9 protein-coding genes and 1 tRNA gene are annotated in these 13,298 nt (G+C 69.2%); all 10 read right to left on the bottom strand.

The genetic code is table 11. The features are described from left to right. Positions 1 to 96: 96 nt before the first annotated feature. A complete protein-coding gene (locus tag BKD30_RS10815) occupies positions 97 to 2,769 on the bottom strand; it encodes a LuxR family transcriptional regulator (RefSeq protein ID WP_076704570.1) in 2,673 nt (890 codons plus the stop codon). Beyond that, the gene (locus BKD30_RS10810; RefSeq protein ID WP_143588165.1) at positions 2,766 to 5,477 is read right to left on the bottom strand and encodes a LuxR C-terminal-related transcriptional regulator; all 2,712 of its coding nucleotides are present in this window, start codon (positions 5,475 to 5,477) and stop codon (positions 2,766 to 2,768) included. Before BKD30_RS10810 ends, BKD30_RS10815 begins: the two co-directional genes overlap by 4 nt. 158 nt (positions 5,478 to 5,635) lie before the next feature. Further along, complete coding sequence (gene pth / locus BKD30_RS10805) at positions 5,636 to 6,217, bottom strand: aminoacyl-tRNA hydrolase (protein WP_076704566.1); 582 nt, start codon at positions 6,215 to 6,217, stop codon at positions 5,636 to 5,638. Between the two features lie 34 nt (positions 6,218 to 6,251). Continuing rightward, the gene (locus BKD30_RS10800; RefSeq protein ID WP_076704564.1) at positions 6,252 to 6,893 is read right to left on the bottom strand and encodes a 50S ribosomal protein L25/general stress protein Ctc; all 642 of its coding nucleotides are present in this window, start codon (positions 6,891 to 6,893) and stop codon (positions 6,252 to 6,254) included. Positions 6,894 to 7,126: 233 nt separating this feature from the next. Next, entirely contained in the window at positions 7,127 to 8,110 is a 984-nt protein-coding gene (locus tag BKD30_RS10795; RefSeq protein WP_076704562.1) for a ribose-phosphate diphosphokinase, read from the bottom strand. Further along, positions 8,107 to 9,636, bottom strand: a complete 1,530-nt coding sequence (gene glmU / locus BKD30_RS10790) for a bifunctional UDP-N-acetylglucosamine diphosphorylase/glucosamine-1-phosphate N-acetyltransferase GlmU (RefSeq protein WP_076704561.1) — start codon at positions 9,634 to 9,636, stop codon at positions 8,107 to 8,109. Before glmU ends, BKD30_RS10795 begins: the two co-directional genes overlap by 4 nt. Before the next feature lie 35 nt (positions 9,637 to 9,671). After that, positions 9,672 to 9,743: transfer RNA gene (locus BKD30_RS10785), tRNA-Gln, on the bottom strand. 77 nt (positions 9,744 to 9,820) lie between these two features. Then, positions 9,821 to 10,762: a TIM barrel protein gene (locus BKD30_RS10780; protein WP_143588164.1), complete on the bottom strand. Its 942-nt coding sequence runs from the start codon at positions 10,760 to 10,762 to the stop codon at positions 9,821 to 9,823. A 33-nt stretch (positions 10,763 to 10,795) separates the two neighbouring features. Next, complete coding sequence (locus tag BKD30_RS10775) at positions 10,796 to 12,916, bottom strand: heavy metal translocating P-type ATPase (RefSeq protein WP_408033375.1); 2,121 nt, start codon at positions 12,914 to 12,916, stop codon at positions 10,796 to 10,798. Beyond that, on the bottom strand, positions 12,913 to 13,272 hold the full coding sequence (gene cmtR, locus BKD30_RS10770) for a Cd(II)/Pb(II)-sensing metalloregulatory transcriptional regulator CmtR (protein WP_076704559.1): 360 nt from the start codon (positions 13,270 to 13,272) through the stop codon (positions 12,913 to 12,915). The genes BKD30_RS10775 and cmtR overlap by 4 nt, the downstream gene beginning before the upstream one ends. Between the last annotated feature and the right edge of the window lie 26 nt (positions 13,273 to 13,298).

Here is a 13,298-nt window from a genome sequence, read left to right as displayed (position 1 = left end):
GCGCTCTACTCAATCACCGCGCCTGCAGTACTTGAGGTACTGGGTGAACCACTCGATTCAGGACGGGTCAACGGGCAGGAGCGTCGGCAGCGACAGTCAGAGATCGCTGTCTGCTGCTTGCGGATCTTCCAACGGCGACGTGACGAGATGGTCCCGGCTCTTGATGCCGAGCTTGCGGTAGACCCGATACAGATGGCCTTCAACCGTACGGACCGACACGCTCATCTGTGTCGCGACCTGTCGGTTACCGAGACCCGATCGGACCAGCTCGACGATCTGCCGCTCACGGCGGCTGAGCTGCGAGAGGTCGAGCGGTGTCGGTGCCACGGGAGCGGACGGGCTGAGTCGTTCGTCAATACCGGCCAACTCAGTCTCGAGTGCGCGCATGTTCGCTGATGCACGCCCGTTGGCCAGTGATCCGCTGACGGCCCTGGCGGCGGACCGCGCGACGAGCACGCACTCGAGTTCGAGGGCCCGCGCCGCCACGGCGAGCAGTTGGGTCTCACGCTCGTCGGACACCAGTGCGTTCTCATATCGGCGGAGCAGTTCCGCGATGTGACCTTCCGCCTGCGCAGTCAGGACGTCTACTCGGTCGAGTTGTTGGGTATCGCCGAGTTCCGCAGCGAGAAGCCGTAGCTCGACCTCGACAGACGTCATCCCGGAGCTCTCGGCCTGTCGGGCGAGTGCCCCCATCTTCTCGAGCGTGGCCGCCGGTCCCAGCCGACCCAGCGACGCCATCGCGACATAAGCCTGAGCCAGCTGGTACTTGGGATCGAGCCAACCCGGAACGGGCACCGTCTGGAAGTCTTGTCGACAGCGGGATACGAGGCGGTCCTCACCCGCAAGAGACGCCGCGAAGGCGGTGACGCCGACGGCGAGAGCAAGCAGGCCCTCGACATCGCGGTCGAACAACGCTTCGACAGCTGGCACCAACCGCTTCAGGGCGGCTTCCAGCCGTCCTCGTCTGAGCTCAACGAGCCCATGCGCCAGGTCCACGGCACCTCCGAACTGCAGGAGCAAAGCCGGGGCGCGCTTCTGGTACAGCTCCAAGGTCTGTTCCGCACGGTCCGCACTCGGGACAAGTAAGCAGCAGAGAAGATGGCGGCTCGATGCCAGGTCGAGGTAGTGACGCAAGCCTCGCTGGTGTTCAATCAGTTCGAGCGCCCGAGTCGAACACACGAGACCCGATTCTGGTCGGCCCGTCCAGCCGAGTACCTCGGCCAGCAGGACGAGTGCGACGACCTCGTGTTCCTCATCCGGACGATTGTCAAGGATCTCGCGTAAGTCCGATTCGACGCCAACGACGGCGAAGTCGCGAAGGTCGGCAGCGATTTCAATCAGCCGGATCCCCACGGTCGTCACATCCGGCTGCTTTCCGGTTCCAGCGAGCCGTTCGATAGCCGCTTGCCAGAGGGACGCGTCCTGACGCAGACGCGCCGACGGTTCTCCGGTTTGCAGATGAACACATGTCAGCAGTTGGGCCGCTGATCCGACCACCACCCGATCGGTGGAAGATGCCAGCAGTTCGCGACAGCTCTGTATGGCTTGGTCATACTCTCCGCCCAGATATGCCGCCCGGGCGAATTCGATACGCGCCCTCTCGACGAGGTGCGGCGCGGCGACAGCACACGCGGCTCGTCGGGCGGACTTCACGTGCACGAGGTCATTCCCTTGCCGTGCGGCACGAAGCAGGACGGCGGCGTCCACAGGAGCACCGGTGTCGAGCGACCAGTCGACGTAACGCACGACGCCCTCTCCGGACAGGGCCATGACGTCAGTGACAGTGGCCAACTCCTGACGGAGTGCCAGGGAACGTCCCACCGGAACGAGCTGACGGAGCAACTCGCCGTACAGGGGATGGCGAGTACGCACCAACGTGGGCGGCCCCAACTCAACCATCACGATGTCTTCCGCTTCCAGTACACGCACATCATCGGCGTAACCCAACTGTGTGAGGGTCCGCAACGGCAGCTCTTCGGACAGCGCCACGAGTTCGAGGGCGTTGCGCTGTCGAGGCGATCGGTCGATCATCTCCCGTCGAAGAACCTCGGCCAGGCGGAGATCTGCGGGCAGGAGCTCGCCCGCCGGGATCCAGACGCCGCGTCTACTGATCAAGCTTCCGTTGCGCCGGGCGCCATCGATGAGTGCCGTGGACAGGAGGGGATTGCCGTCGCAGATTCGGTGCACGTACGTCCCCACCGCCTGCATCACCGGCCCGCCCAGATACAACTCGCACAGTCGGTGAGTCTCGTGTTCGGAAAGGGGTGGCAGCTCGATCCGCTCGATGAGACCATCCGTGTAGAGGGTGAGTAGATCGTTCGGGAAGGTCGGGACCGCACGACCGAACGCCAAGAGCCGAGCTGCCCCACCAGCGACAAGTTGGGCGATGACGGCAGCGCTGCTGTCATCGAGCAGGTGAACGTCACTGACCAGAAGCAGTGGTGCACGATCACCCGCTTCGGCGGCCAGACGGGAGCTGACCAGTCTCATCACTGCGATCGGAGATGCCATCTGGGTCAAGGTGGCGCCTGAGGACAACGGTGTCAGAGCGCCGAACTGGATGGTCGACAGGACCGTGCTCGCGTATATCCGCCACACGTGCATGCGGTCAGCGACCAGATCGACGACCATGTCGGAGATTTCGGCCTTTCCCGAGCCCGCCTCGCCCATGATGAGCAGCCCGGACACGGAGCCCTCGCGAAAATCCTGGGCGATACGGTGGGCGAGTTCGGTGCGCAAACCGGTCGCCAAGGTCGATCCGGGCATCATGGGCGACTACTCAGCCGAACCAGAGTGCCGAGACCCTCCCGGCCGGACACGTCCAGCTTGTCGAAGATTCTGGCCAGATGCCATTCGACCGTCCGTGCAGACAGAAAGAGTTGCTGGCCGACTTCGCGGGTCGTCAGGCCTGTGGCCACCCCCCGAGCTACGCGGCGTTCGGTGCCGCTGAGCCCCTCCATCTTCTGTAGCGCTGTCGCCGGTGAAGTCATCCGCAAGGTGCTGCCCTGGAGCACCCGTCGAGCCGACCGACGCTGGTTGGCATCCAGTTCGCAGGCCTTTCCCCGAAGCATGGCCTCGGTCAGCAGCATCAGGACGGCGTCCAGTCCTGCCGTCGTGGCGTGCTCCGCTGCCGCCAGTAGATCCTCTGGTCGGCTGGTGGCAAGCGCAGCGTTCACCCGCAGCGCCAGCCGGGGTAGGCGGCCGTGCAGGCCCGCGCCCAATCGATCCACGGCTGCTCTCGCCTGCACCGACCCCGCGAACACCGCACCCAGGCCGAAGACGAGCGCCAGCTGAACTCGGCCCGCAGATTCGTCTTCTGACGACGTCGCGGCCAGGTCCTCCGCGATGCGCGTGGCGTCCTCCCCCACCAAGAACTCAGCCCACCGCGCCAGCAACTGGCCCAGGCGTTGCACCAAGAACCACGGGTGCGCGGGTGAGACTTTCCACTCCACCAAGTACCGACGTGCCTCCTCCTTGTCGCCGCAGGTGGCCGTGGCCATCGCCGCAGCCGCCAACGCCAACGAGATCAAGGATTCAGGGTCGTGAAGCCGCAACTGCGCGACCGCCGGCCGCAGGCACGTCAGAGCGTCATCACCGCGTCCCATCAGCGCGAACAGGACACCACTGCGTGTGTCGTGGCTCGACAGGGAATGGAAGCCCGGACTGAGTTCACCGTCCTCCACCGCACGATCCAGCTCCTGCAGGAAACGGCGGCAGCGATGAACTCTTCCCGCGAAGAGATAGACGAAATACATTCTGGTGGTGATCAGTCCCCAACTCTGAGCGCTGACGGTGCGCCGGTCGAGCCGAGTGAAGAGTCCCTCGATGAGTTCCACCGCGCGGTCAGTTTCTCCTACCTGGCAGAGCGCCTCCGCCAGCCAGCTGATCCGGACAGCTTGGGCATCGGATAACCGGTCTCCGTCGGCGCCGACGACAAAGCCTGCATCATCGTGGGCAGCGTCGATAATCTGCGCATACTGGCCTTGGTGGGCAGCGCGATCGAATTCCGCTGACTCCACCAGTGACCTCAGTCGCCGGTCGCCGGCCGCAGCGGCACCGGCCGCGGCGATGGCTTCGGCGACCCGGTCCTCACATCGGTCGCCGTGTCGCCGTACCTCCTGCTCGATGAGCTTGAGGTTGACGAAGTCTTCGCGTCCGTCCTCGGGCGTGAAGGCGGTCGCATCAAGCATCGTCGCCGCTGCCTGGTAATCACCGACTGCGACCAAGACACTCACACAGGCAACCGTGTGACGTAGATCGCCAGCGGCGGGCAGGTGGTCGGCGATTCGACGGGCCCGGTCGTGTTCCATCCGCTGGAGCGCCGTCTCGATCGATTGATACAGCTGTTCCGCCGGTATGTTCTCTCCCAGAGCAAGCGACCACTCGGTCAATCCGAGGCGCGTTGCCGCCGGAGCCGTGCCTCCGGTCTTTGCGAGCGCCACGAGGACCTCCTCGCGCAAACACCTGCCCGCCAGTACCGGGGTCTCACTCCGGACCACGTCTCCGAGCAGGCGATGCCGCAATCGGACGAGTGGTTCGGATCTCCGATCCACCTGCAGCATGCGCTGATCGAACGCCTCATCGATCACCGATCCCGGTACGAGCTCGCTGAGCAGCGGCAAGCTGGCGGCTTCCAGGTGCGCGAGAACGGTGAGCAAACGTCGATGTCCCTCCGGCATCGCACGCAAGCGCGCCAGAGCATACGCGCTGGCGCTACCCGTGACACTCTCAGGTGCCGTGATCAGCCACGCGCCGTTGCGCTGCTCGAGCCTTCCGTCCGACAGGTGTCCCATGCTGACCATCCGGAGATACAAGGGATTGCCCGCGCTCGCTTCCCAGAGCCAGTACGCCGCCTCCCTGGAGACGACCCCTCCGAGATCCCCGCTGAGCACTTCCGTCGTCTCCGCCAGAGTGAATGGGGCCAGGTCGATGCGCACGGACCACGTACCGATGGCGAGATGTTGCAGGTCGTCGGGCAGGGCACCCACGTCCGGAACAGTTGCGACCACGGCCAGCGTTCCTCGCCGAGCCAACTGATCCAGCACCATGGCACTGTGCGCATCGAGGAGATGCGCGTTGTCGACCATGAACACGACGCGGCGGCCATCGGCGCGCTGCCGAAGAACTTGGTCCAACCCGTCGACGGCGAGAGTCGGATGTTCCAGGGCTTCGTCGGGTAGATCGCTCATGAGCAACCCGAGCGAGCCGTATTCGCTGCGACCGGTCACAGCACTACCGCGGACCTGGATCAGGAACGTATCGGTGAGTTCCATCGACAGACCGCGGAGGAACGTGGTCTTGCCGCTCCCCATCTCGCCAACGACCACGACCGACAGCGGCTTGAGGCCCTGCAGAGCCGTCTTAGCGGTGGCAACCAGCGAGTTCCTCGCACCGACGAACTGTCCGACCCCCGGTGGGAGCCTCGCCTCACTCACCCGAGGAACGAGATCGCCATCACCGAGTCGAATTTCCCCCATGTACACTTTCGCCCCAACCCGCGGTCCCCCGACCGTCGTCTTGGACCTCACAGTAAGGACGAAGCCGTGACTTGTCCAGCACACTACAGACCCAAGGCGTCATCTACCCTCGGGCGGGGACCCGTCACCGCGACCGTGCCGGCGTGGCGGTGCTCCCGTCAGCGGCCGTGGAAACGTTGTTGCGCGGCGAGCAGTCCCTCCTCGACCAGAGCCTCGACGGCGTCGGCCGCCGTGTCGAGCAGCAGCGGCAGGTCGGTCTGTTCGGCCCGGGTGAAGTCGCTGAGCACGTGGTCGGCGGGGTCCTTCCGCCCGGGCGGGCGGCCGATGCCGACCCGGACACGCAGGTAGTCGCGGGTGCCCAAGACCCGGGTGATGTCCTTCAACCCGTTGTGGCCACCCTCGGAACCGCCGCGTTTGAGCCGGACGTCGTCGAAGGGGATGTCCAACTCGTCGTGCACGACGATCAGCCGGTCCGGCTCGATCCGGTAGTACTGCAGCAGCGCGGCGACCGGGCCACCGGACGTGTTCATGAATACGGTCGGCTTGACGAGCACGACGCGCGGACCGCCGGGTCGGATCCGGCCGGTCGCGACGGAGGCTCGGGCGCGGTGCGTAGTGTACCCGGCACCGATGCGGGCGGCCAACTCGTCCAGCACCATCGCGCCGACATTGTGCCGATGACGGGCGTAGCCGGGCCCGGGGTTCCCGAGCCCGGCCACGAGCCAGGTGTCCGCACTCATCGGTGGTGGGTGCCGGACGGAGTGATCGACGTGGTCACTCGGCGGATGTGCCCTCGGCACCCTCGGCCGCGGTCTCGCCCTCAGCGGGCTGACCCTCGGCCGTCTCCTCAGTGGCCGGCTCCTCGCCGAGGTCCTGGACCGCCGGCTCCGAGATGTTCACCAGCAACGTCTCCGGGTCGGTGACAAGGGTGACGCCGGCGGGCAGCACCAGGTCCGAGACGTACAGGTGATCGCCGACCTCGCGGCCGGTGATGTCCGCCTCGAAGGCCTCCGGGATCGCGGTCGCGTCGGCCTCGACGGAGATGCTGGTCTGATCGAGGTTGACGTAGGCGTTGGGGTCGGCCTGCTCGCCGATCACGTGCACGAGCACGTCGACGGTGACCTTCTCGCCCCGGCGCACGCCCTGCAGGTCGACGTGCTCGATCAGCTGGGTGACGGGGTTGCGCTGCACGTCCTTGACCAGCGTCAGGTGCGTCTCCCCCTGGACGTCGATGTCGAGCAGTGCGTTGACGGTGCGGACCAGCATCATGGTCTGGTGGCCCGGCAGGGTCACGTGCAGCGGTTCGGTCCCGTTGCTGTAGATGACCGCGGGGACCTGGTGGGCGGCGCGGATGCGGCGCGCCGCACCCTTGCCGAACTCGGTGCGGCGCTGGGCGGTCAGGGTCTTGGCTGCCATGGGTTCCTCCTGGAACGGTCGACGGCGGTGCCACGGGGAGTCCGCGGCGGGGCCTGCCAGGCGGATGATCCTCGACACCGGACAGCCTGAGCTGTCGCCACCACCGACCAGAATCCGCATGCGAATCCGGTGGGACGGAATGCCATGTCGTCGATCACGGAGCGTGCGCTCCCTCGCCTGGGCAACTTCACCAGTCTACCCGGTCCGTGCCGGGGCGCGGACCGTCGCGCCCGTCAGTGGGCGACGCCGTCGAACAGGCTGGTCACCGACCCGTCGTCGAACACCTCGTGGATGGCCCGGGCCAGCAGCGGCGCGATCGAGAGCACGGTCAGGTTGGCGAATCGTTTCTCCGGCGGGATCGGGAGGGTGTTGGTCACGACCACTTCCCGGGCGCCGCTCTCCGCCAGCCGGCGAGCGGCCGGATCCGAGAACACGGCGTGGGTCGCGGCGATGATGACGTCCCGGGCGCCGCCCTGCTTGAGCACGTTGACGGCGCCGGCGATGGTGCCGCCGGTGTCGATCATGTCGTCGATCAGCACGCAGGTGCGGCCTTCGATCTGACCGACGACCTGCTTGGAGACGGCCTGGTTCGGCACGCTGATGTCCCGGCTCTTGTGCACGAACGCCAGCGGCGCACCGCCCAGCCGCTCCGCCCACTGCTCGGCCACGCGAACGCGACCCGTGTCCGGGGACACGACGGTGACCTCGTTGACGTCGACCCGGGAGCGGACGTAGTCGGCCAAAAGCGGGATGGCCATCAAGTGGTCGACCGGACCGTCGAAGAAGCCCTGGATCTGGGCGGTGTGCAGGTCCACGCTCATCAACCGGTCGGCACCGGCGGTCCGGTAGAGGTCCGAGACCAACCGGGCGGAGATCGGCTCCCGGCCGCGGTGCTTCTTGTCCTGGCGGGCGTAGGGATAGAACGGCGAGACCACGGTGATGCGCTTCGCGGAGGCCCGCTTGGCGGAGTCGATCATGATCAACTGTTCCATCAGCCACTTGTTCAACGGGAACGGGTGCGCCTGCAGCACGAACACGTCGCAGCCGCGGATGCTCTCCTCGAAGCGCACGTAGATCTCGCCGTTGGCGAAGTCGTACGCGGAGGCCGGGAGCAGTTCGATGCCCAGCTCCTCGGCGACCTGCTCGGCCAGCTCGTGGTGTGCGCGGCCGGCGATCAGCACCATCCGCTTCTCGCCCTGGACCTTGATGCCCGTCATGAAGGGTCGCTCTCTGCCGTCGGTCGGTCGGTGGTCGTGGTGGTGCCGGTCGCCGTCGCGTCCGGGGCGGACCCACCGGCGGTGTTGTGACCGGCACGCTCGGCGGCAGCTGCCGCGGCCGTGCCGGCCCGGTTCGCCGCCACCCAGCCGTCGAGGTTGCGCTGCGGGCTGACGTTGATCGCCAGGGCGCCCGCGGGCACGTCCTTGCGGATCACGGTGCCGGCGCCGCTGTAGGCGCCGTCGCCGACGGTGACCGGTGCGACGTACATGTTGTCGCTGCCCATCCGCACGTCCGAGCCGATGGTGGTGCGGTGTTTGTGCACGCCGTCGTAGTTGACGAAGACGCTCGCGGCACCGATGTTCGAGTTCGTCCCGATGGTCGCGTCGCCCACGTAGCTCAGGTGCGGGACCTTGGAACCGGCACCGATGGCGGCGTTCTTGGTCTCGACGAAGGCGCCGATCTTGCCGTCCGCGCCGAGGTCGGTGCCCGGGCGCAGGTAGGCGAACGGCCCGACGGTGGCCCGCGGCCCGATGACCGCGCCGGAGCCGTGGGTCCGGACGACCTCGGCTCCTTCGCCGACCTGCACGTCCGTCAGGGTGGTGTCGGGGCCGACGACGGCGTCGCGCGCGACCGTCGTGTTCCCCTGGAGTTGCGTACCCGGCAGCAGCGTGACGTCCTCGGCGAGGTCCACGGTCGGCTCGATCCACGTGGTGGCCGGGTCGACGACGGTGACGCCGGCGCGCATCCAGGCCTCGACGGTGCGGCGGTTCAGTTCCGCGCCGACCGCGGCCAGTTGCACCCGGTCGTTGACGCCCTCGAGCTGCCACCGGTCCGGGCACGTCAGCGCGGTGACCGGGACGCCCTCGGCGCGGGCCAGCCCGATGACGTCGGTCAGGTACTTCTCGCGCTGGGCGTTCTCGGTACTCAACTGCGGTAGGACGCGGCGCAGCAGGGCGGCGTCGAACGCGTAGATCCCGGAGTTGACCTCCCGGACCGCGCGCTGCTCCTCGGTCGCGTCCTTGAACTCGACGATGCCGGCCACGGAGCCGTCCGCGGCGCGCAACACCCGGCCGTAGGCGCCCGGCTCGTCGAGCTCGGTGGTGAGCAGGGTCACCCCACCGGGGCGGTGGGCGGCCACGAGCTCGCCGAGCAGGTCGGTGGACAGCAGCGGCACGTCGCCGTAGGTGACGACGACGGTGCCGTCGAACTCGCCGAGCGCCTCGACGGCGACCTCGACCGCCCGACCGGTGCCGGGCACGTCGTCCTGGTCGACGATCACGGCGTCGGGGGCGACGGTGCCCAGGTGCCCGACGACGGCGTCGCGCTGGTGCCGGACGACGACGGCGAGCCGCTCGGGGACCAGGCCCGCGGCCGCACGCACCGCGTGGTCGATGAGGGAACGCCCGGCGATCTCGTGCAGGATCTTCGGCGTGGCCGACTTCATCCGGGTGCCGGCACCGGCGGCCAGGACGATCACGGCGGCGGGACGGGTCCGGCCGGTCTCGGGCTGCCGGTCGGTGCTCACGGGATTCGTTCTCCTCGCGTCGGGGGTTCGGGCCGTTCCGCCCCTAGGACTCGAACCTAGACTCCACGGCTCCAAAGGCCGGGGTGCTGCCATTACACCAGGGCGGATCCACCCGGTTCTGCGGTTCCGGGCGCCCTCCACAGTGTAGGGCGCGGCTCGCGACCGTGCTGAATCGGCGTGCCGATCAGCCGGTTCGATCGGCCGCTCGGGCCGCCGTGCGGGTGTGCTCGGTCACGAGGACGGGCACCGGGGCGCTGGCGGGCACCGCGCGATGCAGCGCGTGGGCGGTCGCCGCGTCCGGCACGACCACGTGGCCGTGGGACCGCAGCAACAGGCCCCGGGCGCGTGCCCACCCGGTCGCGAGGTTCTCGCCCGCCGCGGTGCTCATCGCCACGTCCCAGGCGGCGCCGATCACGACCGGCCGGCCCGGGTCACCGGTGCCGGGGTCGCCGTCGCGGGGCTGGCCGCTGCGGGGGTGGCGGAGCGAACCGGTTCGCTCCCGGCCGTCCGCACCGCCGGCGGCCGGATCCCCGGCGACCCGGTCGTGACCGGCCGGCGGGGCGGCGGCCGGTGCGGGTGATCGTTCCTCGTTCGGCTGGCCGAGCCGCCGGTGCAGGAGATCGATCAGGTCGATCACCTGCGCGATGCCGGGGACCGCGGGCGCGTTCTGCAGGACGGCGGCGACGTCGAGCGCGGCGGCGTGGTCGGCGAGCGCGCGCAGCCGCCTGACGGCCCGCTCATCACCGGGTTCACCCGCTCCCCGGGGGATCGTCTGGGCATGGGTCAACGTGAGGGTCAGCGACTCGGCTCCGACGTCGGCGGCCAGGTCGAGGTAGTCGGCGATGTCCGCGGCCACGCCCTCGTCCGGGCGCTCGGCGAGCAGATCCGTCGGCGCGGTGACCGTGATCAGGCGCAGCCCGGCCTCGCGGATCCGGCGCCGGTACTCGTCCCGTACACGAGCTCCGAGGTGGATGCCGAGGGCCTGCCCCGGGCCGGCCGCCAGGCCGATGACGGTGACGCCCTGCTCGCGGCACCCGACGATCACGTCATCCAGGCTGGACGCCCCGTCCAGCAGAGCACCGGGATCGGGTGCGTCCGGTCCGATGCGGGGCCCCCGCTTCCTCATCGGCACAGCGCCCTCCTCATCGGCACAGCCTGGTCATCGGTGCAGCTTCTCCGGCCGGGACGCAGCGGTCATGGGCACAGTCTCCCACGACCGTGCGGGAGACCGATCGGTGCCGGTCCGCAGCGTGGCCGGTCGGCGGGCTGCACGGATGCCGTTGCCGATGACGACGACCTCGGCGATCTCGTGCACCAGGACCACGCCGGCCAGGCCGAGCACGCCGAACAGGGCGAGCGGGAACAGGCCGATGATGATCGCCAGGGCGAGGCCGATGTTGACCGTCATGATCCGCCGGCCGCGGCGGGCGTGAGCGAGAGCGGCGGGGATGAGGCGCAGGTCATGGCCGGTGAAGGCGATGTCGGCGGACTCGATCGCGGCCGCCGACCCGGTCGCGCCCATCGCGATGCCCACGGTCGCGGTCGCGAGGGCCGGGGCGTCGTTGATGCCGTCACCGACCATCGCGCTCGGTCGGAACCCCGCCAGTTCGGCGATGGCTGCGGCCTTGTCACCGGGGAGTTGTTCGGCGCGGACGTCGCTGATGCCGGCCCGGGTGGCCAGGGCGTGGGCCGTACGGGCGTTGTCGCCGGTGAGCATCACCGTGTCGATGCCCTGAGCGTGCAGCATCCGTACGGTCTGCGCGGCTTCGGGACGCAGTTCGTCGCGCACCCCGATCAGCCCCGCGAGCTGCCCGTCCGTCTGCACGACCAGAACGGTCATCCCGGCCGCGGTCAACTCCTCCGCGTCCGGGCGCAGGGCGGCGGGGTCGATCCAGCGGGGGCTGCCGATGCGGACGGTGCGGCTGCCGACCCGGCCGGTGACGCCACGGCCCGCGTCCTCCCGCACGTCCCCGGCTGCAGGGGCGCCGGGGGCGGCGGCGGTGACCGCCGAGGCCAGGGGGTGGCTGCTCGTCGCCTCCACCGCCGCTCCCCAGCTCAGGACGTCGTCGGCGGTGAAGCCCGCCGCGGGACGGACCTCGCTGACCTGGGGACGACCGCGGGTGAGGGTGCCCGTCTTGTCGAAGGCGACGGTCCGGATGGTGCCGAACTGCTCGAACGCGGCACCGGACTTGATCACCACCCCGAATCTGGAGGCGGACCCGATGGCGCTGATGACGGTGACCGGTACGGCGATGGCCAGCGCACACGGCGAGGCCGCCACCAGCACGACCAGGGCACGTTCGACCCACGTCCCCGGGTCCCCGATCACCACTCCGAAAACGGCCACGAGCGTAGCGACGATCAGCACGGCCGGTACCAGCGGTCGGGCGATCCGGTCGGCGAGCCTGGCGCGTTCGCCCTTGCGGGCGTGGGCCTGCTCGACCAGTGCGACGATCTGCGTCAACGAGTTGTCCCGGCCGTCCGCCGTGGCCCGCACCCGCAACGTGCCGGGCCCGTTCACCGCCCCGGCGGGCACCGCGGCACCGGGTTCGATCTCGACCGGGATCGACTCACCCGTGACCGCGGACGTGTCGATGCTCGAACGTCCCCGGACCACCTGTCCGTCGGTCGCGATCCGCTCGCCGGCCCCGATCACCAGCACGTCACCGGCCCGGATGTCGGGGACGGGCACGGTGACGTCCCCGCCGGTCCGGGACAGGCGGGCCGTCTCGGGGATCAGTGAGAGGAGCGCCCGCAGGCCCTCCTTCGCCCGGTCCATCGCCCGGTCCTCGAGCGATTCCGCGAGGGAGAACAGGAAAGCCAGGGTCGCGGCCTCACCGACGCGGCCGAGCAGCACCGCCCCGACCGCGGCGATCGTCATCAACAGGCCGACACCCAGCCGGCCGCGCAGCAGGCGGCGCACGGCCCCCGGTGCGAAGGTCCACCCGCCCGCCAACAGTGCGATCCCCTGTGCCGCCACCGCGGCGACGCCGGGCCCGGTCCAGTCCAGGACGTAGCCCACGGCGAGGAAGACCCCGGAGACGGCGGAGGGCAGCAGCGCGACGTCACGCCACCACGCCGGCCGGGCCTCCGTCACGCCACCGGCAGCGGTGGGCGCACCGGGACCGCAGCACGCGTCACCGTCGTCGAACACCACCGGCGCGGCCTCGACCGGCCCGCAACAGGCGTCGTCCGCCGGCCGGGCGGCGCCGACGCGCCGGCTCGGGGCCGGCGGTACCGTCCAGCGGGGCTCTTCCGGCCCGCAGCAGTCCCCGCTCACCGCGAGACCTCCGTGCCGCAGCACCCCGGTACCGAGCACGCCGGGTCCGTGCAGGGCGTGCTCTCGTCCACCGCGAGCGTGACCTCGACCAGGGCGGTCAAGGCTGCCGCGATGTGCGGGTCGGCGATCTCGTATCGCGTCTGCCGGCCCTCGGGTTCGGCGACCACGATGCCGCAGCACCGCAGGCAGGCCAGATGGTTCGACACGTTCGTGCGGGTCAGTTCCAGTTCGCGCGCGAGTCTCGCCGGGTACCCCGGGCCGTCCAGCAGGCTGAGGAGCACCTTCGACCGGGTGGGATCGGCCATCGCCCGCCCCAGCCGGTTCATCGCGTCCATCCGCGAAGCAATAGTCAGCATCCACTGACTATATATCGGGCCTTTAC

It is taken from the genome of Tersicoccus phoenicis (assembly GCF_001968835.1).
GTDB lineage: Bacteria > Actinomycetota > Actinomycetes > Actinomycetales > Micrococcaceae > Tersicoccus > Tersicoccus phoenicis.
The sequence above is the reverse complement of the archived record's forward strand: the minus strand, read 5'-3'. Positions and strand labels throughout refer to the sequence as shown.

Bases quoted from the DNA above. Each gene is read 5' to 3' on its own strand.
- BKD30_RS10810 (WP_143588165.1), bottom strand. From the start codon at position 5,477: ATGGGGGAAATTCGACTCGGTGATGGCGATCTCGTTCCTCGGGTGAGT.
- pth (WP_076704566.1), bottom strand. From the start codon at position 6,217: ATGAGTGCGGACACCTGGCTCGTGGCCGGGCTCGGGAACCCCGGGCCC.
- cmtR (WP_076704559.1), bottom strand. From the start codon at position 13,272: ATGCTGACTATTGCTTCGCGGATGGACGCGATGAACCGGCTGGGGCGG.
- BKD30_RS10795 (WP_076704562.1), bottom strand. From the start codon at position 8,110: ATGACGGGCATCAAGGTCCAGGGCGAGAAGCGGATGGTGCTGATCGCC.
- BKD30_RS10780 (WP_143588164.1), bottom strand. From the start codon at position 10,762: ATGAGGAAGCGGGGGCCCCGCATCGGACCGGACGCACCCGATCCCGGT.
- BKD30_RS10800 (WP_076704564.1), bottom strand. From the start codon at position 6,893: ATGGCAGCCAAGACCCTGACCGCCCAGCGCCGCACCGAGTTCGGCAAG.
- BKD30_RS10815 (WP_076704570.1), bottom strand. From the start codon at position 2,769: ATGATGCCCGGATCGACCTTGGCGACCGGTTTGCGCACCGAACTCGCC.